A 23,145-nucleotide genomic window follows, 5' to 3' on the forward strand; every position below is an offset into this window, starting at 1 on the left:
ATTAAAAATTAAAGAAAAAGAATAAGTTTCAGGTGAAGAATGACCCTAGATATTGAACAACTGCTTGCCCCCATCTCTGATCATCAGCCATGTGGTGAGGACTGCTCATTTTCAAATGACTTTCATGCCATTAAAAAGGCTAGAATTCAAGATGATCCTTTGCTGGATCAAGGTGACTGGATCTCTGAGCCACGTCAGGCAGACTGGCATTTTGTACTGAATAAATCGGTTGAGCTCTTAAGTGAAAAAACCAAAGATCTGCGACTTTACACCTGGTTAGCTGAAGCCTGGGCAAGAACTCACGGATTTGAAGGAATTTCCCGCGGCCTGGAACTGAGCCATCGCAGTATTCAGCAATATTGGCCGGATTTACATCCTTTAATTGAGGAAGATGATTTAGATCAGCGCCTGGGTTTACTGCAAGGCTTAATCAGCCAGATTCCGGCATTGATGAAACAGGTTCCCCTGGTCAGTCAGGCACCGTTTTATCATTTGGGAAATTATGAGGCATTTTTACATCAACAAAATGTCCGGTTACGCCATAACCAGCAGGATGAAGATTATGAATCTCTAACTGGCAATGATGAGCTGCAGAATTTCGAGCAATTACTTCAGGCAACTTCCCGCTCGGTACAGTTACAGAATTATCAGCAGGTCTTGGATATTCAAAAGCACTGGCAGCAACTCAAAATAACCCTAGATGATTTACTAGGTCTGGATGCACCGAGTTTTTCTGTAATAGATGAACAGGTTGATTCCATTATTGCCCAGATTAAACGCCTGTATAAAGTGGAACAGATCGCACATCAAAATAATGAAAACTTATTACAGCCGAAAGAATCAGCAATTCAGCTAGGTTATACGGATACAGTCTCTGCTGTTGCGCAGACTCAATTCAGATTACAGCCACAAAATCATCTGGCCAACCGGGAACAGGCGCTGAAAGTCTTAAATGAAATTGCTGATTATTTCCAGATACATGAACCGCATAGCCCGGTGAGTTATATGCTGCAAAAAACCATTCGCTGGAGCCAGATGCCGTTACACGAATGGCTGGCACACGTGATTAAAAATGAGAATCCCCTGGAACAGGTGCAAGAGTTACTGGGTGTACCCGATATGAATAATTCGAATAGTGAGTGGTAAGACTGAATGTTTAAAGCAGAAAAAGTTCTTTGGGGTGAAGGTTTATTTTTACGACCTCAGCATTTTCAGTTACAGGATGCCTATCATGAACAACGTCTGAACCAGATGATTCAGGCAACCTTTCCTTTTGCCTATGGAATTCAAGCGATTGAATTCGATGAGGCCAAGTTCAGCATGAATATCATGGCACTCAGCCGGATTGAAATGGTCTGGCAAGATGGGGAAATTTATCGTGCACCTTCACAGGATCTATTACCTGAGCCCGTGCAACTTGACAGTCTGAATCTGCGTACAGAAATGGCTGTTTATCTTGCTTTACCGATGGTTCAGGCAAGTAAACAGAATCTTAACCATGAAGATAATTCACAGTCCAGCCGTTATCATTCCCATTTAAGCTCGACTCATGATCTGTTTACCAATGCCGCTACAGCCGAAATTATCCTGTTACGCCGTCGTGCAGAATTCAAGATTTTTGAAATCAGCCAGGAGCCTGAACAGGCCCTCGATGGTTATTTTTATATGCCGATTGCAACAATGAAACGCCAAAGCTCAGGGCATTTTGTGCTGGATCATAAATTTATTCCGCCGATTCTGCATATCGAAGCCTCAGAAAATCTACTGAATAATCTGAAGCGGACTTTGAATATTATTCGCGCCAAGATCAAAACCATTCAGAACAACAACCGTGAAAATGAACAAAAACTGATTGAATTCCGTTCGGGTGATATCGTGTCTTTCTGGTTGGTGAATGCACTCAATACTGCACATGCTACCCTAAATCATATTCTGCTATATCCACGTATTCATCCGGAACGACTGTATTCTGAATTATTACGTCTGACCGGGTCATTGCTGACCTTTTCAACCGCGTATGCTGTCGACCAGTTACCGCAATATCAGCACCATCATTTACAGGACAGTTTTGGTCAGCTGGATGTCATTTTACGTGAACTGCTGGATACGATTATTTCAAACCGCTATATCAGTATTGCCCTTAAAGAAACCCGGCCATCTTATTGGGTGGGCAGCCTTGAAACAGACAAAATTTCCCGGGATACCCGTTTGTATCTCGCGGTATCAAGTCGTGTCATGCCCACCCATGACCTGATTGCTTATGTACCGATCCGCTTTAAAGTGGGCAGTACGATTGATGTTGAACAACGCGTGATTGCAGCCTTGCCCGCAGTGCCAGTTCAGCATCTGATTCAGGTGCCGACCGCGATTCCGGTGCGTTCTGGTGTGAGCTATTTTGAGATAGAACCGAATAATGAACTGTATCAGCGCATGCTTGAGTCCGAAACCATTTGTGTCTATATCCCGAGTGGGTTCCAAGACATTTCAATTGAGCTGATTGCTGTAGTCAATGGATAAAAACAATGAATAGTCTAAATAATGCCCCTTCACTATTTGACGATGGACAAATTGGCATCGGTTTCCAGGCTCGAACAAATACAGATACACCTCTATACTCCGCGACTGCCAGTCTGGTCGATCTGTTACATGATGGCTTCTATGTGGTGTTTCTGATTCGCAATCAGTATGTACCTGCCGATCTGGAATCCTTCCGCCAGAAAGTACTGGATATGCTGTCACGTTTTGAGACTCAGGCGAGAAAACTGCAATTTCCTGTTGAAGATATTCATGATGCAAAATATGCCTATTGTGCATTACTCGATGAAACTATCGTGACCCAGCAAGCCCCACATTTTTTTGATCTGCAAAATTTCTGGATGATGAGTCCACTCCAACTGAGTCTGTTTGGATCACAACTGGCGGGTTATCGTTTCTTTGAACACATGGAAGAAATCCGCAATAAAGATAAAGAACGCCTCGCCGTTCTTGAGGTCTATCATTACTGTTTATTGTTAGGCTTTCATGGAAAATACCGGATTGAATCAATGAGCCAGCTCAATAGTCTGATTAGTCGGGTTGGTGATCAAATTGATTATCTCAAAGGGAAAAAAGCCTTTTCTCCTTTTGCTGCTATTCCGGATCAGATTAAACACATCATTCATCGCGAATTACCATTTTTCTGGATTTTGATTTTCTGGTTGCTGTTTGCGTTAGCAAGCTTTGTAGGTTTGCACTATGTATTATCCAAAGACCGTAATGCAGCATTTTCCCAATATCAAAATGTGATTAGTGTTCCTGTAGAACAGGCCTATATCACCATCCATTTACCATAAATATTAGTGACTATGGCATATCAAAATAATAAACATATTCGTATTTTACAGTCTGTAAAGTCTCTGTCTTATTCTCCTCACTTTTACTTATTGAGCGGATTTATACTTGGAGTGTTATCAGTAGGCTCAGTTTTACTCGGCTATCACTATTATCAGAATCATAAAGCAAGCACTGCTGCACAGTTGACAGCAGCAAACGATCAAGGAGCAGATTCAAGCCATACTGTAGCAGGTGAGCAGCTTATTCAAAAAGCTGGTGCACCGTCGGATCAGGAAAATATCCAAAATCTGGAAGATGGTTTTGATCAAAATATTGACAACATGTTTAAGGTAGCAAAGCCAGCAAGTGCAAACGAGCCTGCAAATACTGGATCACCTTTTGACTCTGCATTTGCTATTCAAGAGCAAAAGCCTTTACCTCAGGCCAATGGTAAAATTAAACCGCTTAAATCCCAACCACAAACTATTCCATCTTCTGTTGCACCATCTAAAGAAATCCAACAATCTGAAAAAAATCCTGTAAATGTAAGGCTTGTTACTCAACCCACAAAACCAAAACAATTAGAAAAAACTGTTGAGCTAAAAACAGCAAGTACGTCTACTCAGGAACAGTCACCTGCGAAGACTCCAAAAGAAAATCCTGAAGTCGCACAGTCATAAAGCATGATCTACCTCATATTATCCAGTTTTATTTTACTTAGCCTCGGCATGTTAGTGCTGGTTTCTTATGATTTCAGAATCCGTTTGATAAGCTTATTCACGCAAATTTTACCCTATGGCAAGAACCGTATTTTGGCTGTCAAACAGCTGGCTTGGGAATTTAATCAGGCAGCTTCGTCAGCGAAAATCCAGTCACATTGGCATATTCAGCAATGGTGGATTTTACTGGCCGCATTGGCATTATTCAGCAGCATCGTCATTTTTAGCTTAACCCGTCCGATTACTGCCAGTACTTTTGAAGCCAATTATCTCCGCGAAGTCGATCCGCAAATCTATAGCTTACTGGATGGTCAGGTGCTCGCACCTCCTCCAGAAGTAGATGAACATCTGATTGAAACAGCCTTGCAGGAAGAAGCAAATTACTATGCCAACGTCGTTTCTGCGCAAGTGATTACTCCTTCACCCAATCCTGCTGGAAATGTACATCTGCCAAACAGTCATCATCATAACGATCTCAATACAGCCAACCGGAAATGGGACAAAATTAATCCACGTTATAAACAGCGTTTGTTGATGGTATTTAAAATTATGCGTGAACAGCATGGCTATGAACTGGTTTTATTAGAAGGTTATCGTAGTCCAGAGCGCCAAAATTCACTTTCAGCGAATCCAAATACCACACGCGCCAAAGGCTATCAAAGTTATCATCAGTTTGGTCTGGCCGCGGATGTTGCCTTTAAACGGAATGGCAAAGTCGTGATCAGCGAACGGGATCCATGGGCGATGCGTGGTTATGAACTGTATGGCCAAGTGGCAGAATCTGTCGGACTCACCTGGGGCGGTCGCTGGAAATCAATCAAGGATTATGGTCATACCGAATATCGTATGCCGGGTCTGAAAAAAACTGCTGAAATGGCGGCCCAGCTGATTAATGAAGGTCAGCTACAAGCAGCTGCATACTGACCTTCAAGCTCTAACAGATTTTATTGTTGTGCATCCAGAAAGGCTTGCATGTGTTCCAAAACTTGTGCCGGCTTTTCACCATGTAACCAATGACCTGCACCTTCAATGAGTTCAACATGGGCATGAGTAAATTGACGTTCAATCGCAGCGAACTGTTCTGGTTTGGAAATATAAAATGAGTTACCACCTCTTAAGAAAAGTGCTGGTATATCTACTGGTGTCAGATCTTCCCAATATAGAATATCCTGATAATGCTTATATAGCGTCTGCACATTAAACAGCCATTGTCCTTTATTAAAGGATTTTAGCAGGAACTGAATCACCATTTCTTCTTGTAAATATTCACGCATGATTTTTGTCGCATCCAAGCGTGAACTCACATTGGCACGCGCTACAGCAAATAAAGCTTCAAAAATTTTTGCATGATGATTTTCATGATATTGAATTGGAGTTATATCAAGAACTACAAGCTGCTCTACCCGATCTCGTGCAATATCGGCCAGCTTCATGGCAACTTTTCCGCCCATAGAATGCCCCACCACAACAAATTTTGTGATGTTGAGACTATCCAGGGTTTCAAGTACATCTTCTGACATGAGATGGTAATCATGTTGATCCGTATGTCCCGATAAACCGTGATTGCGTAAATCTAACTGAATGACTGTACGTTGACTTGCAAAATGTCGCGCCAGCATTCCTAAATTACTCAAGCTGCCGAATAAACCATGAATGAAGACCATTGGTACAAGTATTGAGTCATCATGAGTGGTGATTTGGTAGTTGAGGATCATTTGAGAATTCCGTGATTTCATAGTTTAGTTGTTGATATTGGAATTTTATTGGAAATTAATCAATTGCCAATTCTTAAAATTATAAACTTTGCTTAGGCTATTTATTAGATATAAAGTTTTGCTTAGGCTATTTGTCAAATGTATTTTTAAAGTTTGCTGAAGGTGCTGTTTGAATCCTCAAGCTTTGGATAAATCATCAGGAAATAGGCTTAATTTTTCAGTAAGACATCAATGGACTTAAAACTATCTCTTCCCTTTTATGATTATATTTACCAGATAAAATTGCTTAGGCTATTTTTTTTAATGATAAAGATTGAGAAGGTTAAGGCGATCTCTTCCACCGATTTTTAATATTTAATAATTTTAACTAATAATTCATTTTTATTGTTATTTCCCCCGGGAAAATTCGCATTAATCTTATTTTTATGTAGTTTTAATAAATTAAATATCAGAAAATTAACCTAAATCAAAGGCTTTGATTTATCTTCTTTAGCGGATTGCTCTGCCCTGCTCTTACAAAAAACACCTGTAGTCATGCCAGAGTTATTCATGCTCTGGTTTTGACGATCCAGATAATTTTGCGCCACCATCGCCATCATGGAAGCCATATTCAACTGACTATTTTCCTGAGAAGCTTGCAAAATATTCTGATAAGCCTGAATGCGATTACATAATACCTGACGTTCGGTACTGATACTCGGCTTGTATGTTGCTGTATGCGGTTCATCCAGAATGGCTTTGCTTTCATTGACCACACGCGTTTGCTCAGCAATATATTGATCAAATTGCTCCTGGGTCATCGTCTCGGCTACGGCGTAATTCGTGATGAGTACACCGTTGAGTCCCAGCAAGATAGCAAAAGCTAAGCGGTTCATTCCTGACCTTCTTTCCATACATCTTCATAATCATCAGCATCAATCATGAAACGAAAGCCTTGATCCAGGGCCAGATAAGGAAGAACTTCTGGGGCAATATCCTGTAATTCACGTACAGCCATAATTTCAAAGTCAGCATCGCTGGATACTTGTTCACCACCATAGATATACCAGCTCACTTTTGTTGCTGTATCTACTGCCTTGCGAATACCAACAATTGGATCCTGATTCAGGGTATGGACTGCCACGGCAATAACGTCATCCCCACTCACCTCTACATAGGCAGAACCGACTTCTTCGCATAACAATTTCTGTTCAGCGATTAGCTCTTGAAGCGGTGAAAGTTTCTGGGTGTTCTTTGACATGGCGCCATTTCTCTTAGATTTAATGCGCTCTAAGTGTAGCTTAGTTTTTATGATTCTGAATATGCTTTTATCGCCTATTGCATGGCATCTGCCTATAAAAATTTAGACAGATGCCGGTTTTTTCAAATTATTGGAATACTTTGAAACGGTCTTGATCCGGCATAAAGTCTTTGGCACGTGCTTCACCTTCAACTGAACCAAACACCAGCTGTGCTCTCAGTTTCCAGTTTGCTGGAACGTCCCATTCTGCATGAACTTTTTCATCTACGATCGGGTTGTAATGCTGTAGAGATGCACCCAAGCCTTCAGTATGCAGTGCTGTCCAGGTCGCAAATTGCGCGATCGCAGTAGAATGTTCTGCCCAGATCGGGAAGTTATCTGCATAAGATGGGAACTGATCTTGTAGGCCTTTCACGACATCTAGGTCTTCAAAAAATAAAACCGTACCTAAGCCTGCCGCAAAGGTTCCCATTTTCGCTGCGGTTTTTGCAGCACTTTCTTCATCTTTGGCATAACTTTTTAATTTTTCTGCGACAAAGCCCCAGAATTTCTCATGTTCACCATTAAACAGAATCACGGCACGGGAAGATTGTGAGTTAAATGATGAGGGACTTTGTTTAATAGCGTTTTGAATCAAATCAGTTAAAAATTCAGGAGATTGTGTGACATTCTTGCCAATCGCGTAGATCGTACGGCGTTTTGTAATTAAATCTAAAAACTGATTCGACATTATTGAAAATCCTTTGATATATCTTCGGAAAAACTGGAACCTTCACTTATTTTTATGAAGGAAATCTAATAAATAAGAATTCTATAATTCATTTACTCATTAGTACTTATAGCTTAAGAAAATATGCTTAGAATAGCTATATTATTAAAGTAATATCCTTATATATTCTCATGATAAAGAATGGCTTATTAATTTATTTTTTATCAAAAGATAAAATAAATGCCCTTTTATGAACCAATTTCTGTTTTAAAATAAGTCATCATGTTCAATGATGCAGCAGAATTTTTTTGAATGAAAAATAGAAAGAGTTGCTTAGGCTATTTGTGAGAATTGAACTCATCAAATAGTTTTTTGGAACCTATTAAAATTCATCCCCCAAATATGGAGGATGATATTAAATTAATCAGTTTAAATTTACTTAGAATTTGGCATTAAGGACTTGAGCAGAGACTTTATTTTTCCAAAGTTCACGTAATACTGGCAGATAAAACTTCTCGCCCAGATCAACCAGTTCAGCATCAATCAGACCATGGATATCATGCATAAATAGATAATCCAGCTCTACAGTCGTGAGCTTCATATGCTTTTTTTGATATTCCTTACGCTTCTGCTGTGCCTGTTTAATGAGCTGATCTGCAAAGGCTTTATCTTTGAACTGGGTAATCGCATTTAAACGCAGTTCAATAATCCCCCAACCAGCTAAAAACATCTGGAAAATTTCAAAATCATTGGTCGTTGATTCCCATGACATTTCATCCAGATTTTCATTATCGGGAAGTACAGGTAAAAGAAGTTCCATAATACTTGGAAAAATCTTTTTAAAATTCAAAATAAATTTAACAGGATGCTCACCTGGATAATCCTTGAATTGCACCTTTCTTTGAACATCTGTTAAATAAATATCAAGCATAAAACAATCATCAGTGGTTAATCTCATCTAGTGCTATTGTACGCAACTCTGCCTGAGATAAAAACCATTGCTGACTATTCCATGATAAAACAGGCTTAAAGATTAAAAATAAAAGCGTTACAAGCTTTATTTCGCATTCGCTGAAACCATTTTCTCAGGACGGACGACTTCATCAAACTGTTCAGCTGTGACTAAACCAAGTTCTACCGCAACCTGTTTTAGAGTTTTACCTTCTTTATAAGCAGTCTTGGCAACTTTGGCTGCATTCTCATAACCAATCACCGGGTTCAATGCAGTGACTAGCATTAATGAATCATGCAAGAAATGCTCAATCTTGTCACGGTTCGGCTCAATACCGACAGCGCAGTGATCATTGAAACTATTACAGGCATCACCGAGCAGCTGAATGGATTGCAACAAGTTATACGCGATTACAGGCATAAATACATTCAGCTCAAAATTACCCGATGCACCTGCCACATTAATGGTGGTGTCATTTCCAAGCACTTGCGCCACAACCATGGTCATCGCTTCGCTTTGAGTCGGATTGACCTTACCCGGCATGATGCTTGAGCCGGGTTCATTTTCAGGAATACGAAGTTCACCAAAGCCGCAACGTGGCCCACTGGCCAACCAGCGAATGTCATTAGCGATTTTATTCAGACTCGCCGCTAAAGTTTTTAATGCACCGGAAGCAAAGACTGCCGCATCACGACCTGCCAAAGCTTCAAATTTGTTTGGTGCAGTAACGAATGGCAGTCCAGTCAGTTTTGCCAGAGTTTGCGCTGCTTTTACTGCATAGTCAGGATGAGCATTCAAGCCTGTACCTACTGCTGTCCCCCCTAAAGGCAATTCATATAAACCATGCAGTGCCTGTTCCAGACGCAATAAACCGTGATCTAGCTGAGACACATAACCACTAAATTCCTGACCTAGTGTCAACGGCGTAGCATCCTGTAAGTGAGTACGGCCAATTTTAACAATATCGGAAAACTCCTGAGATTTGGCATGCAAGGTATCACGCAGTTTTTGTACTGCTGGAATCAGTAATTCATTGATTTGCAGACTTGCAGCGATATGAATTGCTGTTGGGAAAGAGTCATTCGTTGATTGAGCACGATTAACATGATCATTCGGATGAACCGGTTTTTGAGAACCTAAAGGATTTCCCAGATTCTGGTTAGCGATATTGGCAATCACTTCATTACAGTTCATATTGCTCTGCGTACCAGAACCTGTCTGCCACACCACTAACGGGAATTGACTATCCCATTGCCCTGCAATCACTTCTTCTGCTGCTGAAACAATATAACCTGAAAGTTCATGCGGAATCTGATTTAATTCGGCATTCGTCAAGGCTGCCGCCTTTTTAACCAGACCCATGGCACGAATCATAGGCCGTGGCAGACGTTCATTACCAATTTTAAAGTTCTGCAAACTACGCTGAGTTTGTGCTCCCCACAGTGCTTCACTGGGTACAGCAACTTCGCCCATGGTGTCATGTTCAATACGTGTTTGCATATTTAACCTCTTTATAAAGTTTTAGTATTTCCTTGTTCCATCTTAGGCAAAATAGAACAGCATGTAAATGATAATTATTATCAATAATTGGGATAGTGTTAATCGGTATTATTGCCCACGTAACGTGTTCTGATAAAAACGCCACTCGTCTTCAAGCATTTGCCGAATCGAACGCTGAGGCTGCCAGTTTAAAGTCTTCCTCGCCTTTTCCGCCTTAGAGCCAACCTGATCTAGTTCCGGATTAGTGTAATATAGCGCCTCTTCCGTCTTGATATTGATTTGCGTCACTTCACCAATTTCATCGAGCAATTTCTGAATCGAAATCAATTCGCCCGCTATATCAAAGGCTTCACAGGCAAAACTTTGTGTACTGAGCCATTGCAGACTCTTAATTACTGCATCACAACAATCTAATACATGCAAAAAACTGCGTTCTACAGTTTTATCTTCAGTATTGGCCTGTTTTCGCAATTCAATACTTTCCCGCTGTAAGGCCCCAACCTGCATGGCCAAAGGCACGATATTTTTTGGTAGCGGCGGTACCACTTCACCCAGTACCCCATGTTCAAAGGCACCCGAAATATTGCATAGTCTGAGGATCGCAATTTTCCATTCATTATCAGTACGTGCAGTATCACGGATAATTTCTTCTACCATCTGTTGAGACTTGATATAAGGGTTTGGATAACTGAAATTAAATGGTGTTTCTTCAGTCAGATCAGGACTGGATTGCCCATAAACAGCAAGGCTGGACAAATGCACAAGATTACGAACACCCGTCCGTTGCATGGCACGTAAGAGACTCATAATACAACTGACATTATCATTGTAATATTCCAGGGGTTTTAGTACCGATTCTTCTAATGATTTAAAGCTTGCAGTATGTACTACGGCGTCAATGGAGTTCTGTTCAAAGACTTTGTTTAAAGCAGGCGTATTGCGGATATCAATTTTAACAAAGGGCACATACATACCGGAAATGAACTCAAGACGCTCTAGCGTCTGCAGACTAGCATTGGCCAGATTATCGACCACAATGACCTGTTGCCCTTGTGCGAGCAGACTTAAAGCAATATGAGAGCCTATAAAGCCTAAACCACCGGTCACTAAAATCATTGTATACTACCTTTTTATTATGTAGCCCAGATCAACTGCTTAGGTTGATCAAGCCTGTAGTGAATTTCATGAGCACCTTAATTCTTATTACCTCCGCCCCGACGTCGATACATGCCTGGCATGCATTGGGACTTGCCAAAGCATTACAGCAAAAACAGGAAGACTTTCGGGTTTTCTTTTACCAGGACGGTGTGTCAGTTGCTAATGCTCTGCAATGGGTACCGGATGACCAGCGTCACCTGACCCGTGAGTGGCAGTCCTTGCAAATACGTCTGCCCGTGTGTGTAAGTGCGGCGTTAGCGCGTGGTATTACAGATCAGGAGAATGCTCAACGCCACAATATTCAACAACATAATCTTGCAGATCAGTTTGAATTAGTCGGATTAGGCGAACTCGCTGATGCTGTTCAGTCTGCACATCGTCTGCTTCAATTCTAATCGGTCTATTTTTTGGGATATGTTGCTTTTAAAAGGTATATTGTGTGAAATCTGTACTCGTTATATTAACTCAATCGAATCTGAATTCCTTGCAGGTTCATGAAAGTCTTTCTGCGACCATGGTACTCGCGACCTTTGGCTCAGATGTAAAAGTCTTATTAAAAGATGCAGCTTTAAGCTTATTACGTTCAGATCTGCAATTTGAACAGCTTAAACATGCGTTCAAGATTGCTTCCAACATGGTCGATAGTTTTGAATTTTATGATCTGACCCCAATTCTGGTAGAAAGTAAAAATCAAAACTCGCCTTTTATACAGAATACAGAGCAAGAAATTGAATTTGTCGAATTAGACCCAGCCTTTATGCAAGGCTTTGACCATGTATTGTACTGGTAAGGTTGCTCACCATGTCTGATAAAACTCTTTATATGATTCAAGCCAGCCATGCGGCTACAACACAGATTATCGAACAGTTGTCCCAACTCTATAGCGAAAATGATCAGGTAATTCTGATGGGCGATGCAGTCTTGTCAGTTGAGCATCCATTTATTCAGCAGCTGAAAGAGATTTATATTCTGGAAAATGAGGCTGAATTATTGTCTCAACCAGAAGTAAAAAATTTGAAAATTATTAACTATGCCGAATTTGCAGAACTATGCCTGGGCTTTAGTCGCTGTATTTCTATGAAGTAACACATACGGATCTATCATGAATTTAGAGTTAGACCAAGATGGTCATTTAGTTGACTATACCATCTGGAATGAAGACGTCGCACAGGTGCTTGCCGAGAGCTTAGAGTTAAAACTGACCCCTTGGCATTTTAAAGTCTTACAAGCTGTACGTCAGTTTTATCAACAGTTTGGTCATTCTCCAGCGACACGTCCTCTCATCAAATTCCTGATGAAAACTGTAGGGCCTGAAATCAACAATGCTGTACTTCAGGAAAAATTTAATACAGGCTTGGTAGCACGCCACCTTAGCCGTTTGGCAGGCATTCCCAAACCGGCAAATTGCCTTTAAGCAGATATATAATCACTACTCATGCAAGTTTAAAAACGATACAGTCTACTTAACTTGCATGAGATGGTTTTTATACCCTGTAGCTGCGAGTATAAAGTTTGCAATCATGCAGACCTTCATCTCTCAGCTTAATTCTGAAGACCACATTAATACATCAAACTGATATTATTCGCCTCTAGATCATACCGTACTTAAACTTATCTCATCAGAAATTATATCTGTTTCATAATAAGAATAACGCGTCTTCAGTTTTGCCGATGCTCGTGTCAGTTCATGTTGGTACTCAGGCAAGAATGTCTGTAGCAAATTAATATTGGCAAGTGCCTCCTCCTGTTTAAGCGCCTTATTTTCCAATAATGTTTGTTGCCTGTTTAGAAATATTCTCAGCTGCAAATATTCAGGCTTATGTCCATCCTGCATTGCAAATAGCATACTGGCAAAATCTGAAACAAACTGAGCGCGCTGTTGGTTCAAAGGCTGAGATTGATTCCGCACCACTCCCCGACGCTGTACAGCCTGATTCAAACTTTCTGCCTGACGGTCTAGAAGTGGCGTATGGGTATTCATCCCATAAAAAACCAAACCGCTGGTGCGGTTCAATCCCAATTCTTCCCGATGGATTTCATTATGGACCTGATAACCAATCAACCATAAGATTAAAAATAGAGCCACAGTACTAAGCAGGTAAACGCCTTTTTCATTCATATGCCACCTCCCGGTTAAAACCGTGCAGAAGTGATTCCCCAAGTGACAAAAATAGACAAACAGCGTTAAGCCAAATAACGATCTTCATGAGCAATGCTCCAATTTATTTTTCTTTTAATTTCTTATTGTTGTAAGTAACTCATGGTTACCTTTGCATTAAAACAATATAAAAATACAAAAAAAATGTGTAGCACTTTCCGACCAAAAGAAAACCCGAATTTTGCTCTCCGGGTTTAATTAAAATACTAATTAATGTCTTTTTAATACATTAAACTATTCATCAACTATATCAATAAAAGGTGCATTTAAAACCTTGGCTAAATCTGCTGGGTTTAGACCAATGTCCAAACCACGCTTGCCACCACTGACATAAATTTTATTCAGCCTTTCTGCTGATACATCAATCACAGTTTTCAGGCGTTTCTTTTGTCCTACCGGGCTGATTCCACCTACCAGGTATCCAGTTAATCGTTCTGCCTGTTTAGGATCTGCCATCTGCAATTTCTTACAACCGAATGCAGCAGCTACTTTTTTAAGATTAAGCTGATGATGAACAGGTAATACTGCCACAAAATATTGCTTTTCATCCGTGACTAATAATGTTTTAAAAACCTCTTCAACAGCTAGGCCTAGTTTTTCTGCTGCTTCCAAACCAAAGCTTTTGGAATTGGCATCATGTTCATATTCGTGAATGCTATATTCGATTTTACTGGCTTTTAAAAGTTTACAAGCTGGAGTCATGATATTGACGATTTTGTTTTAGATAGCTGCATTATATAAAATTCGCACCTTTCGCGAACATGTCTAGACTATTTATAAACCATATTATTCGATAAAGTTTCTACGAAAAGCCTCATTGTAAGAGGGTGAGTGTCGTTGAGTTGCCCCCTACGACCATTCATCGACTTAGTAGACGACCTTTTGCCAATTTAAATGCTTTATCTTTTGGCTGAATATTCAGCATTGAATACAATTCAATGAACATTTCAGTCAATCTCACTATTTTGCGATACAGGAATTAAAAATAGGGCGAATCAGTAAGTTTAACTCCCTACCTGATTCCACTGTTAAGCTCAGGAGTTGACTCTTTTTCTATGCATACTCATAACTCTAAGGGATCTTAAAATAATAGCTAATTGAGATATTTTTTAATTTAAAATAAATTAAATTCAATAACTTATTTAATAAAATCTTATATAATTAGAATTATTATATAAAAACCATTCGTGGGCACTTTTTAAACAGACTTTTTTGTCACTAAAATTTAAGATGAATAAGCTTTACACCTTAAATACTGCAAACATCTAGCAGGATCTGATCAAAAATAGTTGACTTCTTTATTGTCTGTCGGCAATGTTATATAAACATTATTAACTGTTTTAGCCAATTAGGCTTACAATGTAAGAATCCGACATAACTCCCATAAATGTCATTTTTTAACATTGCCAATTCCTTGCAAAGTTCTCATTATATAGCCCACTATCAGGCAGGCAATTTCTACACCAATTCAGACAAAATTTTTATAAAATGTAGAATTTCATGCCATAATGAAGGAAGTTTGCTGACATCTTGCAAACTTCTTTTGAAACTTTTGAATTGGAGCAAGCTGAATGAGTTCGACCATTTTGGTCATTCATGGACCGAATCTTAATTTGCTGGGAAAGCGTGAACCAGAAGTATATGGTCACTTGACTCTTGATGACATCAATCAGCAGCTCAGCGCTCAGGCTAAAAATGCCACTTTAGAATTAGACTCTTTCCAAAGCAACTGGGAAGGTGCCATTGTCGACCGAATTCATCAAGCACAACAAGACGGCGTGCAATACATCATTATTAATCCTGCAGCTTTAACGCATACCTCTGTTGCAGTGCGTGATGCACTTCTTGGCGTTGCCATTCCATTTATTGAAGTCCATTTGTCTAACGTTCATGCACGTGAGGCATTTCGACATCATTCATATCTGTCCGATAAGGCGATCGGCGTGATCTGTGGTCTGGGTGCAAAAGGCTATGCCGCTGCCCTCGATTACATCATTGAAAAAATTCAATCTTCTAAGCAATCTTAATTAGGAATACTGTCTCATGGATATCCGTAAAATCAAGAAACTCATCGACCTGATGATTGAGTCTGACTTACAGGCGATCGAAGTTAAGGAAGGAGATCAATCCATTGCCCTGACTCGTCGCAATCCAGTGGTTGCAGCAGCTGTTCCTGCAATGCCTGCACCTGCAGCTGATGTACCTGCTGCGAAATCCCCACGTGGTGCTGTGGAAAAATCTCCGATGGTTGGTGTGTTCTATGCAGCACCAAGTCCAGGCGAAGCACCATTTGTGAAAGTGGGTCAAACTGTTTCTGCTGGTGAAACACTTGGTATTATTGAAGCCATGAAAATCATGAACCCGATTGAAGCAACTCAGAGCGGTGTGATTGAAGAAATTCTGGTGAAAAATGGTGAAGTGATTCAGTTCGGTCAGCCACTTTTCCGTTACCGCGCTTAATCACCTCGGGGATTCATAATAATGTTGCAAAAAGTTTTAATTGCAAACCGTGGTGAAATTGCCCTGCGCATCACCCGAGCTTGCAAAACTTTAGGAATTAAAACTGTCGGTGTCTATTCAGATGCTGACAAGGACTTGATGCATCTACGTTTCTGCGATGAAGCAGTATGTATCGGTCCTGGCGCAAGCAGTGACAGTTACCTAAATATTCCAGCAATTATCACAGCAGCTGAGATTACTGGTGCAGATGCGATCCACCCAGGTTATGGTTTCCTGTCTGAAAATGCTGAATTTGCTGAAATTGTTGAAAGTTCTGGCTTTATTTTTATTGGCCCACGTCCTGAACACATTCGCCTGATGGGCAATAAGGTTTCTGCCATTATTGCCATGAAAAAAGCCGGTGTACCAACAGTACCAGGCTGTGATCATGCAGTAACCATCCACAATGCCCTTGCTGAAGCCAAAGAAATCGGCTTCCCGCTGATCGTAAAAGCTGCTGCAGGTGGTGGCGGACGTGGTATGCGTATCGTTGAACGCGTGGATACCCTGCTCGAGTCTGTACAAGCGGCACAACGTGATGCAGAAATGTGGTTCGGCGATGATACGGTTTATATGGAACGTTTCCTGCAAAAGCCGCGTCATGTTGAAGTACAGATCTTGGGCGATGGTAATGGCCATGCGATCCACTTGTATGACCGTGACTGCTCTTTACAGCGCCGTCACCAGAAAGTACTGGAAGAAGCTCCTGCACCAAACTTGCCTGAACAGGCACGTGCTGACATTCTGGAAGCTTGCGTGAATGCATGTAAGTTAATGCAATACCGCGGTGCGGGTACCTTTGAATTCCTGTTTGAAGACGGCGAATTCTTCTTTATTGAAATGAATACCCGTGTTCAGGTAGAACATCCTGTCACTGAAATGGTGACTGGTGTGGACATCATTGAACAACAGCTTCGTGTTGCTGCCGGTCTGGGTCTGGATATTCAGCAAGAAGATGTCGTTGTTAAAGGTCATGCGATCGAATGCCGTATTAATGCGGAAGATCCATCTACCTTTATGCCGTCTCCGGGCATGATTGAGACGTTTTACACACCAGGTGGTGCAGGTATCCGTTTAGATTCGCATATCTACCCAGGTTATAGCATTCCACCGTATTATGACTCAATGATTGCCAAGCTGATTGCACATGGTAAAGATCGTGAAACAGCCATTGCCCGTATGAAGCAGGCGCTTGATGAAATGATTCTGACTGGCATCAAGACCAATATCCCGCTGCATAAAGATCTGATCCTTCAGGATGAGAACTTCTGTGAGCAGGCAATGGATATTCACTATCTCGAAAAACATCTGCTTAAACAACTTGAAGGTGCTGAAGAAAAGGCTTAATCCTCTTTCAGTATCCTTAATAAAAAACCGCTGATCATTCAGCGGTTTTTTATTATCTGTAACCTTAAGGAAGAATACGTCTTAAAGTTGCAAAACACTGCTCTGCCTTTTCAGTAGCACAGAAATTAATCGTATGTGGATTTTGCCATTTCACAAAATACTGTGAGACTTCACCGGACTGATCTTCCTGATTGCCAGAACAGTCTTTCTGGTTATTGTCATATTTCACCTGAAGAATTAAGGCCGGAACCTGAGCGGTGGTATCTTGCGGCAACTGATAGTCATAGATGCCTGATGACCATTCATCACCACTTTTAATAATCACATTGTTATCACTTTTAAAATTATAATATTCAACACACTTGCGGTTAGTCGGGATTTCCATTCCCCATAAGCCCATGATTTCAGGACGTGTTACGATACGGAAGGTATTGGCAACAGCTGAAGCTTGTGCTGCTGTTTGGGTATTTTTATTTATATCTGCAGCCATCGCCCAGGTGGTTAAGGTAAGCAGCATAAGGCTTAGACATGTTTTTTTCATATTAAAAATAGTATTCCTTGGATTGTCCCTAACTTAGCATATTTTTGACAGTGGGGAGTATGGCGAAAAATCATTTCATCTACTTAAATAAAAATATCAGCTAGATACATAATAGCCATTTCTTTTCCACATTATTTTGTTTATATTTTGTACTTATGCGATTTTAAGTATTGATTAAATTACAAACAATCAAAAACAAAAAGAAAGATCTCAAAGCTTATTTAACTAAAAAAACAGCATGTGATTTTTCATTGTAAATATACTAAGGTAGCTTCATTTTGCGATTTGCTGATTTTAAAGAAAAACAACTGGATCCGGATAGCTCTGCATATCTCATTATTGCGCTGTTAATTCTTATCTGTAGCTTTATTGGCATTGCAACACGACCAACTGGCTATTTAGCATTTTTATGGCCAGCCAATGCAGCCCTACTCGCCTTCTTTTTACGCTTTCCACAGCTCAACAATAAAGGTGGCTGGCTAGGTGCGTTCAGTGCTTATATGTTTGCAGACCTGCTCACAGGTGACTTTTTTCTACAAAGCTTTTTTCTGACACTTTCAAATCTGTTAAGTACTATCGTTTCGCTATTCTGTATTCGCTGTTTCAAGATTAATTATAAGTACTACAACAGCGGGTTTACCTTTATTCATCTGTTCGGTATCTGTGCCTTCGCAGGATGTCTGGCCAGCGCAGCATTTGCAGTGATTACTCTGGTGAATATTCCCGGTTCCTTTATCACTCCGGAAAACATGAAAACTGACTTTTTCCTGTGGTGGACTGGGGAAATGGTTAACTATATTATCATCCTCCCTTTGGTACTGGCCTTTCCTAGTGCCAAGCAAATTCGTTATTTTGCGAAAAATCGCAGGAAAAAATCTTATTCTTTCAGTTATTTTCTTCCGATGATCACTGTCGCAGTCTGTGTGGTCTTGACTCATATTTTTGCCGGGCCTGGCGCATTAATCTATCCTCTGGCCGCCTTAATCTGGGCAGCACTCACTTATCGTATTTTTACAATCTCGATTATTAATACACTGGTTCTGATTACCACTTACAGTAGCCTGACACAGATCTATCTGGCTGATCAAACCCTGGCAGATTCTACGACTTTTGTGTCTTTACGCATCGGCCTGTTTATGCTGGCACTGGCACCACTGATTCTATGCATTATCAGCCAAAACCGGAATGAGCTGTATAAACATGTGCTTTATCTCGCCAATTATGACAGTTTAACCCGTACCATGAACCGCCATTACTTCTTTAAAGAAGGTGAAAGTTTACTGAAACAGTCTAGAAAATTGTCGTTCTCTCTTATTATGCTGGATATTGATTACTTTAAACGCTTAAATGATCAATACGGCCATCATGTTGGTGATGCAGTTTTACAGCAGTTCTCTGAGCTGGTGCGCACCAATCTGCGTAGCTGCGATCTGTTTGCCCGGATTGGTGGTGAAGAGTTTGTCGTCTTAATGTGGGATATAGAGCACGATGAAGCGCATTGGGTGGCTGAACGTATCCGTGAGCTGGTGCAGCAAACACCGATTTATCTGGAACATGGCAAATCGGTGCATATCACGGTAAGTTTGGGTATTACCCATCAGGAAGCACCACAGCAGACCGAACTGCAGGATCTGATCAATATTGCAGATCAGGCGCTTTATCAGGCCAAGCATATGGGTCGTAATCAGGTCGTACTTGCATCTTAAAATTTTTAACTCTTATTTTCAAACAGAGAATGTCATGAATTATCAGGAATATCTTAGCTATGATGGTCTGGGACTAGCCGAGCTGGTCGCAAAAAAAGAAATCCATGCTTCCGAGTTGCTGAATATTGCTTTAGAACGCAGTAATCAGGTCAATCCTGAATTAAATGCCATCGTGATCCCGATGCATGACTATGCCTTAAAACGTACTGAGACAAATTTATCAGGTCCTTTTGCAGGTGTGCCCTTCCTGGTTAAAGACCTGTTTCAGGAGTATGCCGGTTATCCGACTTCTTATGGCTGTACTGGCTTTAAACGTATTGGCTATATTCCGGATACCAATGCGGAAATTGTGAATCGCTGGGAAAAGTCCGGCATTGTAACTTTTGGCCGCACCAATACACCTGAATTTGGAATCAAAGGCATTACCGAGCCAGATGCCTGGGGTAGCTGTAAAAACCCTTGGAACTTAGCCCATAACAGTGGCGGCTCATCAGGTGGTTCTGCTTCTGCTGTTGCCGGGGGGATCGTGCCGATTGCGGGTGCGGGAGATGGCGGTGGTTCGATTCGAATTCCTGCTTCTTATTGCGGCCTGTTTGGTTTGAAACCAAGTCGGGGACGTACACCTTGGGGACCACAAATGAGTGAAGCCATGCATGGTGCAGCGATTCAGCACGTTCTGACCAAAACCGTTCGTGACAGCGCTGCGATGCTGGATGCTACGCATGGTGAAGATCATCATTCCATGTTCAAGATCGAACGACCACATACGCATTATCTGGAGATTATTCAGCAACCACCGAAAAAACTGAAAATTGCATTTAATACCAAATCCCCTATTGGCACCAAAATCTCCAAAGATGCAGTTCAGGCCATCAACCAGACAGTGAAACTTTTGGAATCATTAGGACATGAGGTAATTGAAGATCATCCAGCGATTGACGGAATGCAATTGGCTAAGGATTTTATTACCACCTGGTTCAGTCAGTTCTCTTATATGCTTGAGGAAATCCGTAGGCAATATCCGTCTAAATCAACTGATTTTGAGCTGGATTCTCTGGTGTTATCTGCTTTTGGTGCCAAGACCATGGCGATTGAATACATCCAGAACCTGAACAACTGGGGTATCTATGTTTCCCAGATGAATCATTTCTTTGACCGCTATGATTTATATCTCACACCAGCAACGGCGTCGGTGGCACCACACAATGGTGAAGTAAAAACACCCGCTTGGCAAAAACCGATTATGAAAGCATTACTGGGTATGGGAAAGGCACATCTATTGGCTCAGGGTAAACTGATTGATCAGATCGTCAAGGAGAACCTGAAATGGGTGCCATTCACCCAGTTATCCAATATAACTGGCCTACCCGCCATGTCAGTACCACTATACTGGAACGAGCAGAATCTACCACTAGGATCTCAGTTTATCGCGCCGTTTGCTCGTGAAGATCTGTTATTACAACTGGCTGCGCAACTAGAAGAAGCGCAACCATGGTTTGATCGTTATAAAGATATTCAAATCTAATAATTCAAGAATCATTACTTCAGGTGGACTTTGTGGGTTCCACCTGATTAGGCAAACCAGATAAAAATAGTAAACCCGTTAGCGTAGCTGCAGCAGCATATATAAAGATAGTTGCACCGCCAAATTGGTCCCAGTACTGACCAGCAAGAATACTGCCACTAGCGACGCCAATCCCCCACATGGTACTATAGAGTGCTTGACCTCGCCCCTGCTGTCCTGCCGAGAAATTCTGGAAAATCACCCGCATCGCAATCATATGAAATAGGCCAAAACTAAAAGCATGAATACTTTGTGCCATAAACTGCACTATAAATAGCGAAGGCAGCAGACCTACAATCAGCCAACGCAATCCTGTTAGCAACAAACAGATTATTACCAGTGTTCGCCACGACCAGTGATTAAAAAATAAAGTCGCATAAGCAAATATGATAATTTCTGCAATCACACCAACCGACCACAGCAGTCCAATCTGACTGGTAGTATATCCATGCTGACTGAGAAAATTGCTATAGAAGCTATAAAATGGCGCATGGGAAAACAGCATAATTAGCTCAATGATGAAAAAGCTGTAAACCACTGGTCGTTTCAAGATTGGCCATAACGGTTCAAGCTGTTTCTGTGCGGATGGCGCCGTCGAAGGTTCCTTAATGCTAAAGGACCAGATAAAAGCAAGAAATGAAATACACAGTAATAATACTGGCAGCATACTGATCGGGATAATTTCAAATATTGCTCCAACAGCAAAAACACCAACAATAAAACCCACCGATCCCCATTTACGCACTTTGCCATATAGCTCGGCACGCTTTTCTCCGAGCCAGAAAAGCGTCACACCTTCAAATTGCGCCAGAATCGCATTTTGGAAAAAGCTAAAAATCAGCATCAGCAATGCCACAGACTGAAAGCTGTTTGGAACGATAAAAATCATGAACCAGATACAGGCTTCCATCCAAGTAGCAATGCGCACCAGCAGCATGCGTTTGCCAGATTTGTCAGCAATCCAGCCCCAAATGAGGGGTGCAAAAAAGCGAGTGACAATGGCAATTGAAGATAGAATCCCGATCTCTGAATAACTAAAACCTTGATCTTCAAGATACAAACTCCAGAATGGCATGAATGCGCCTACAATGGCGTAATAACAGAAATAGAATCCGCCAAGTCGCGACTGGATGGGAAGATTGAGCATTAAAATAGGCTTACCTAATGATTTATAAACTTAAAAGATTTAAGAATGAATCACATTGTATTCGTTTGTCCTCATCTCGACTCAATAATCTATGAAGTTTATTTTTTGTAAATTCTTAGATTTTACGAAATTACTTTTACAAAATTTTATCCAATTTTTTGTTAATTAAATCATTGTCATACATCAAATAATATCAGAAATTTCTCATTATCAATAAAAATATCCACCTTATTTCATTAACATTTGATACTTGGTATATTTTTTATGAGCTTTTGGTTCATTACAGCTTTATATGAATGAGTATCCACAAATAATACTTCATAAAAAACCTCCCGAGGGAGGTTTGATTACAAAGTATGGACCAATACGTAGATGACTGTACTAATAATTACGATAGCCAATAAAGTTATTAATATTTCAAGCTTAGTCATTAAAGGACACTCTGACTTCTTGTTACTTATATTGTAGCCTATCTTAACACTGAATCCTAAATATAAAGGATTACTAGAAATTTTAAAATATTTGCACTTTATTAATTCAGATTAAATCTAATGAATCCAGTTAATTATATTTTCTATCATTAAATCGACAGACGATATACTTCAATATGCAATCTTTAAAAATATGCAATCTTTAAAAATTTGACTTTCATTATTCACACTGATCATTTTCATCAAAATCATTGAACCACATACAAAGATTTATCATTTTTAGTTTCTATTGAATATTTAATGATATTTTTTAGCTTCTAATAGACAAACCCTGACTTCACCTTAAGAAACAGGGTAACTTTATATCCAAATACATGTAGCCCTGCTCTACTAAAACTATTTAATAGGACTTACGCACTGTTATTTATAGACTCTCTGTGGTAGCAG

The 23,145-nt window shown here is 40.5% G+C and carries 25 protein-coding genes; 14 read left to right on the top strand and 11 right to left on the bottom strand.

All coding sequences use genetic code 11. From position 1 onward, the window contains the following. Positions 1-39 precede the first annotated feature (39 nt). From tssA to C8322_RS13220, 5 genes are read left to right on the top strand one after another with little or no spacing between them, the layout of a single operon-like run. Positions 40-1,146, top strand: a complete 1,107-nt coding sequence (tssA, locus tag C8322_RS13200) for a type VI secretion system protein TssA (RefSeq protein ID WP_004809249.1) — start codon at positions 40-42, stop codon at positions 1,144-1,146. 6 nt (positions 1,147-1,152) lie between these two features. Beyond that, positions 1,153-2,517 carry a type VI secretion system baseplate subunit TssK gene (gene tssK / locus C8322_RS13205; RefSeq protein ID WP_004809246.1) on the top strand — a complete coding sequence of 455 codons (1,365 nt, stop codon included), beginning with the start codon at positions 1,153-1,155 and terminating at the stop codon, positions 2,515-2,517. Positions 2,518-2,522: 5 nt separating this feature from the next. Then, positions 2,523-3,332 (top strand): type IVB secretion system protein IcmH/DotU, encoded by an 810-nt coding sequence (icmH, locus tag C8322_RS13210; protein ID WP_004809244.1) that lies wholly within the window; start codon positions 2,523-2,525, stop codon positions 3,330-3,332. 12 nt (positions 3,333-3,344) lie between these two features. Continuing rightward, positions 3,345-3,992, top strand: coding sequence for a hypothetical protein (locus C8322_RS13215; RefSeq protein WP_004809242.1), 648 nt, complete (start codon positions 3,345-3,347; stop codon positions 3,990-3,992). Positions 3,993-3,995: 3 nt separating this feature from the next. After that, the gene (locus C8322_RS13220) at positions 3,996-4,955 is read left to right on the top strand and encodes a M15 family metallopeptidase (RefSeq protein WP_034423850.1); all 960 of its coding nucleotides are present in this window, start codon (positions 3,996-3,998) and stop codon (positions 4,953-4,955) included. 20 nt (positions 4,956-4,975) lie between these two features. Here C8322_RS13220 and C8322_RS13225 read toward each other — a convergent pair whose 3' ends face one another. The 7 genes from C8322_RS13225 to C8322_RS13255 all read right to left on the bottom strand — a co-directional run bounded on the left by C8322_RS13225 (position 4,976) and on the right by C8322_RS13255 (position 11,263). Beyond that, complete coding sequence (locus C8322_RS13225; RefSeq protein WP_004809239.1) at positions 4,976-5,746, bottom strand: alpha/beta fold hydrolase; 771 nt, start codon at positions 5,744-5,746, stop codon at positions 4,976-4,978. Positions 5,747-6,207: 461 nt separating this feature from the next. After that, positions 6,208-6,621, bottom strand: a complete 414-nt coding sequence (locus tag C8322_RS13230) for a hypothetical protein (protein WP_004809236.1) — start codon at positions 6,619-6,621, stop codon at positions 6,208-6,210. Continuing rightward, complete coding sequence (locus C8322_RS13235; protein ID WP_004809235.1) at positions 6,618-6,986, bottom strand: hypothetical protein; 369 nt, start codon at positions 6,984-6,986, stop codon at positions 6,618-6,620. The genes C8322_RS13230 and C8322_RS13235 overlap by 4 nt, the downstream gene beginning before the upstream one ends. 127 nt (positions 6,987-7,113) lie before the next feature. Then, positions 7,114-7,716 (bottom strand): nitroreductase family protein, encoded by a 603-nt coding sequence (locus C8322_RS13240; RefSeq protein ID WP_004809233.1) that lies wholly within the window; start codon positions 7,714-7,716, stop codon positions 7,114-7,116. Positions 7,717-8,134: 418 nt separating this feature from the next. After that, complete coding sequence (locus C8322_RS13245) at positions 8,135-8,626, bottom strand: hypothetical protein (protein WP_004809231.1); 492 nt, start codon at positions 8,624-8,626, stop codon at positions 8,135-8,137. A gap of 126 nt (positions 8,627-8,752) precedes the next feature. Next, on the bottom strand, positions 8,753-10,147 hold the full coding sequence (fumC, locus tag C8322_RS13250) for a class II fumarate hydratase (RefSeq protein ID WP_004809229.1): 1,395 nt from the start codon (positions 10,145-10,147) through the stop codon (positions 8,753-8,755). 108 nt (positions 10,148-10,255) lie between these two features. After that, on the bottom strand, positions 10,256-11,263 hold the full coding sequence (locus C8322_RS13255) for an SDR family NAD(P)-dependent oxidoreductase (RefSeq protein WP_004809228.1): 1,008 nt from the start codon (positions 11,261-11,263) through the stop codon (positions 10,256-10,258). A gap of 68 nt (positions 11,264-11,331) precedes the next feature. Here C8322_RS13255 and tusD point away from each other — a divergent pair, with 68 nt between their 5' ends. From tusD to C8322_RS13275, 4 genes are read left to right on the top strand one after another with little or no spacing between them, the layout of a single operon-like run. Beyond that, positions 11,332-11,700: a sulfurtransferase complex subunit TusD gene (gene tusD / locus C8322_RS13260; RefSeq protein ID WP_034586554.1), complete on the top strand. Its 369-nt coding sequence runs from the start codon at positions 11,332-11,334 to the stop codon at positions 11,698-11,700. Positions 11,701-11,744: 44 nt separating this feature from the next. Then, complete coding sequence (locus tag C8322_RS13265) at positions 11,745-12,095, top strand: hypothetical protein (protein WP_111810777.1); 351 nt, start codon at positions 11,745-11,747, stop codon at positions 12,093-12,095. A gap of 11 nt (positions 12,096-12,106) precedes the next feature. Further along, a complete protein-coding gene (locus tag C8322_RS13270; RefSeq protein ID WP_004809221.1) occupies positions 12,107-12,391 on the top strand; it encodes a DsrH/TusB family sulfur metabolism protein in 285 nt (94 codons plus the stop codon). A gap of 16 nt (positions 12,392-12,407) precedes the next feature. Continuing rightward, the gene (locus tag C8322_RS13275; protein ID WP_004809220.1) at positions 12,408-12,719 is read left to right on the top strand and encodes a TusE/DsrC/DsvC family sulfur relay protein; all 312 of its coding nucleotides are present in this window, start codon (positions 12,408-12,410) and stop codon (positions 12,717-12,719) included. 180 nt (positions 12,720-12,899) lie between these two features. On the opposite strand, the gene C8322_RS13280 is transcribed toward C8322_RS13275, so the two are convergent. Continuing rightward, the gene (locus tag C8322_RS13280) at positions 12,900-13,424 is read right to left on the bottom strand and encodes a hypothetical protein (protein ID WP_111810778.1); all 525 of its coding nucleotides are present in this window, start codon (positions 13,422-13,424) and stop codon (positions 12,900-12,902) included. A 273-nt stretch (positions 13,425-13,697) separates the two neighbouring features. After that, a complete protein-coding gene (ybaK, locus tag C8322_RS13285; RefSeq protein WP_111810779.1) occupies positions 13,698-14,165 on the bottom strand; it encodes a Cys-tRNA(Pro) deacylase in 468 nt (155 codons plus the stop codon). An 869-nt stretch (positions 14,166-15,034) separates the two neighbouring features. Here ybaK and aroQ point away from each other — a divergent pair. From aroQ to accC, 3 genes are read left to right on the top strand one after another with little or no spacing between them, the layout of a single operon-like run. Further along, entirely contained in the window at positions 15,035-15,490 is a 456-nt protein-coding gene (gene aroQ / locus C8322_RS13290; protein ID WP_004809215.1) for a type II 3-dehydroquinate dehydratase, read from the top strand. A 16-nt stretch (positions 15,491-15,506) separates the two neighbouring features. Further along, positions 15,507-15,923, top strand: coding sequence for an acetyl-CoA carboxylase biotin carboxyl carrier protein (gene accB, locus C8322_RS13295; RefSeq protein WP_004809213.1), 417 nt, complete (start codon positions 15,507-15,509; stop codon positions 15,921-15,923). A gap of 21 nt (positions 15,924-15,944) precedes the next feature. Then, entirely contained in the window at positions 15,945-17,309 is a 1,365-nt protein-coding gene (gene accC / locus C8322_RS13300; protein WP_004809211.1) for an acetyl-CoA carboxylase biotin carboxylase subunit, read from the top strand. 64 nt (positions 17,310-17,373) lie between these two features. On the opposite strand, the gene C8322_RS13305 is transcribed toward accC, so the two are convergent. Next, positions 17,374-17,799 (bottom strand): hypothetical protein, encoded by a 426-nt coding sequence (locus tag C8322_RS13305; protein ID WP_171056660.1) that lies wholly within the window; start codon positions 17,797-17,799, stop codon positions 17,374-17,376. 329 nt (positions 17,800-18,128) lie between these two features. Here C8322_RS13305 and C8322_RS13310 point away from each other — a divergent pair, with 329 nt between their 5' ends. Continuing rightward, positions 18,129-19,556, top strand: a complete 1,428-nt coding sequence (locus tag C8322_RS13310; RefSeq protein WP_111810780.1) for a GGDEF domain-containing protein — start codon at positions 18,129-18,131, stop codon at positions 19,554-19,556. Between the two features lie 34 nt (positions 19,557-19,590). Continuing rightward, a complete protein-coding gene (locus C8322_RS13315; RefSeq protein ID WP_111810784.1) occupies positions 19,591-21,081 on the top strand; it encodes an amidase in 1,491 nt (496 codons plus the stop codon). Between the two features lie 19 nt (positions 21,082-21,100). Here the strand turns inward: C8322_RS13315 and C8322_RS13320 are convergent, their stop codons facing one another. Beyond that, a complete protein-coding gene (locus C8322_RS13320; protein WP_111810781.1) occupies positions 21,101-22,267 on the bottom strand; it encodes an MFS transporter in 1,167 nt (388 codons plus the stop codon). Positions 22,268-23,145 lie beyond the last annotated feature (878 nt).

This window comes from Acinetobacter sp. SM1B (assembly GCF_003289665.1).
In the GTDB taxonomy this organism is placed as follows: Bacteria; Pseudomonadota; Gammaproteobacteria; order Pseudomonadales; family Moraxellaceae; genus Acinetobacter; species Acinetobacter schindleri.

Excerpts from the sequence above, each read along its gene's own strand:
- C8322_RS13255 (WP_004809228.1), bottom strand. The coding sequence starts at position 11,263 with ATGATTTTAGTGACCGGTGGTTTAGGCTTTATAGGCTCTCATATTGCT.
- C8322_RS13215 (WP_004809242.1), top strand. The coding sequence starts at position 3,345 with ATGGCATATCAAAATAATAAACATATTCGTATTTTACAGTCTGTAAAG.
- accC (WP_004809211.1), top strand. The coding sequence starts at position 15,945 with ATGTTGCAAAAAGTTTTAATTGCAAACCGTGGTGAAATTGCCCTGCGC.
- C8322_RS13280 (WP_111810778.1), bottom strand. The coding sequence starts at position 13,424 with ATGAATGAAAAAGGCGTTTACCTGCTTAGTACTGTGGCTCTATTTTTA.
- fumC (WP_004809229.1), bottom strand. The coding sequence starts at position 10,147 with ATGCAAACACGTATTGAACATGACACCATGGGCGAAGTTGCTGTACCC.
- tssA (WP_004809249.1), top strand. The coding sequence starts at position 40 with ATGACCCTAGATATTGAACAACTGCTTGCCCCCATCTCTGATCATCAG.
- accB (WP_004809213.1), top strand. The coding sequence starts at position 15,507 with ATGGATATCCGTAAAATCAAGAAACTCATCGACCTGATGATTGAGTCT.
- tssK (WP_004809246.1), top strand. The coding sequence starts at position 1,153 with ATGTTTAAAGCAGAAAAAGTTCTTTGGGGTGAAGGTTTATTTTTACGA.
- C8322_RS13235 (WP_004809235.1), bottom strand. The coding sequence starts at position 6,986 with ATGTCAAAGAACACCCAGAAACTTTCACCGCTTCAAGAGCTAATCGCT.
- C8322_RS13305 (WP_171056660.1), bottom strand. The coding sequence starts at position 17,799 with ATGGCTGCAGATATAAATAAAAATACCCAAACAGCAGCACAAGCTTCA.
- C8322_RS13275 (WP_004809220.1), top strand. The coding sequence starts at position 12,408 with ATGAATTTAGAGTTAGACCAAGATGGTCATTTAGTTGACTATACCATC.
- C8322_RS13220 (WP_034423850.1), top strand. The coding sequence starts at position 3,996 with ATGATCTACCTCATATTATCCAGTTTTATTTTACTTAGCCTCGGCATG.
- ybaK (WP_111810779.1), bottom strand. The coding sequence starts at position 14,165 with ATGACTCCAGCTTGTAAACTTTTAAAAGCCAGTAAAATCGAATATAGC.
- C8322_RS13225 (WP_004809239.1), bottom strand. The coding sequence starts at position 5,746 with ATGATCCTCAACTACCAAATCACCACTCATGATGACTCAATACTTGTA.
- C8322_RS13270 (WP_004809221.1), top strand. The coding sequence starts at position 12,107 with ATGTCTGATAAAACTCTTTATATGATTCAAGCCAGCCATGCGGCTACA.
- C8322_RS13230 (WP_004809236.1), bottom strand. The coding sequence starts at position 6,621 with ATGAACCGCTTAGCTTTTGCTATCTTGCTGGGACTCAACGGTGTACTC.
- C8322_RS13315 (WP_111810784.1), top strand. The coding sequence starts at position 19,591 with ATGAATTATCAGGAATATCTTAGCTATGATGGTCTGGGACTAGCCGAG.
- tusD (WP_034586554.1), top strand. The coding sequence starts at position 11,332 with ATGAGCACCTTAATTCTTATTACCTCCGCCCCGACGTCGATACATGCC.
- C8322_RS13245 (WP_004809231.1), bottom strand. The coding sequence starts at position 8,626 with ATGCTTGATATTTATTTAACAGATGTTCAAAGAAAGGTGCAATTCAAG.
- icmH (WP_004809244.1), top strand. The coding sequence starts at position 2,523 with ATGAATAGTCTAAATAATGCCCCTTCACTATTTGACGATGGACAAATT.
- C8322_RS13320 (WP_111810781.1), bottom strand. The coding sequence starts at position 22,267 with ATGCTCAATCTTCCCATCCAGTCGCGACTTGGCGGATTCTATTTCTGT.
- C8322_RS13240 (WP_004809233.1), bottom strand. The coding sequence starts at position 7,716 with ATGTCGAATCAGTTTTTAGATTTAATTACAAAACGCCGTACGATCTAC.
- aroQ (WP_004809215.1), top strand. The coding sequence starts at position 15,035 with ATGAGTTCGACCATTTTGGTCATTCATGGACCGAATCTTAATTTGCTG.